Raw genomic sequence first — 1,042 nt, 5'->3', positions numbered from 1 at the left:
ATCAACATATAGGGGAGAGATAGAAATGAAGGTTAGTAAAGTGTACACGACAATTGATGCTCACGTAGCTGGAGAACCGCTTCGAATTATTACAGGCGGCGTGCCAGAAATAAAAGGAGAAACGCAGCTAGAAAGACGCGCGTACTGCATGGAACATTTGGATCATCTTCGCGAAATTCTTATGTATGAACCGAGAGGACATCACGGCATGTACGGTTGTATCATTACCCCACCTGCAAGTGAACACGCTGATTTTGGCGTATTATTTATGCACAATGAAGGATGGAGTACGATGTGTGGTCACGGCATTATTGCTGTTATTACAGTCGGAATTGAGACTGGTATGTTTGAAGTGACAGGTGAAAAGCAGAAGTTCATTATTGATAGTCCAGCTGGGGAAGTCATTGCGTACGCAACATATAATGGAAGTGAAGTAGAGTCCGTATCGTTTGAAAATGTTCCTTCATTTGTATACAAAAAAGACGTCCCTATTAAAATAGATGACTATGAATTTCAAGTAGATATCGCGTTTGGCGGAGCATTTTATGCAGTAGTAGACAGTAAAGAATTTGGTTTGAAAGTAGATTTCAAAGACTTAGCTGCAATTCAAATGTGGGGCGGGAAAATTAAGCACTACATCGAGAGTCAAATGGAAGTAAAACATCCACTTGAAGAAGGATTAAAAGGAATATACGGCGTTATTTTCTCAGATGAACCGAAAGAGGAAGACGCTACGTTACGAAATGTAACGATTTTCGCTGACGGGCAAGTAGATCGTTCTCCTTGCGGCACAGGAACTTCCGCAAGAATCGCAACTCTTTTTGAAAGAGACGCTTTACAAAAAGGAGAAATCTTCATCCATGAATGCATTACTGACGGGAAATTTGAAGGAGAAGTATTGTCGGTAACAGCGGTACATACATACGAAGCTGTCGTTCCGAAAGTAACGGGAAATGCATTTATTACAGGATTTCATCAATTCGTTGTAGACCCGAGGGATGATTTGAATCGGGGATTTTTGTTAGGATAAAGTGAAACTTTA

General features: G+C 40.7%; 1 protein-coding gene. It reads left to right on the top strand.

What is annotated here, in order from left to right; translation table 11 throughout:
* Positions 1-25: 25 nt before the first annotated feature.
* The gene (locus KI369_RS26835) at positions 26-1,030 is read left to right on the top strand and encodes a proline racemase family protein (RefSeq protein ID WP_212958578.1); all 1,005 of its coding nucleotides are present in this window, start codon (positions 26-28) and stop codon (positions 1,028-1,030) included.
* Positions 1,031-1,042 lie beyond the last annotated feature (12 nt).

Origin of the sequence: Bacillus sanguinis (genome assembly GCF_018332475.1) — a bacterium.
Lineage (GTDB): Bacteria > Bacillota > Bacilli > Bacillales > Bacillaceae_G > Bacillus_A > Bacillus_A sanguinis.
The sequence above is the reverse complement of the archived record's forward strand: the minus strand, read 5'-3'. Positions and strand labels throughout refer to the sequence as shown.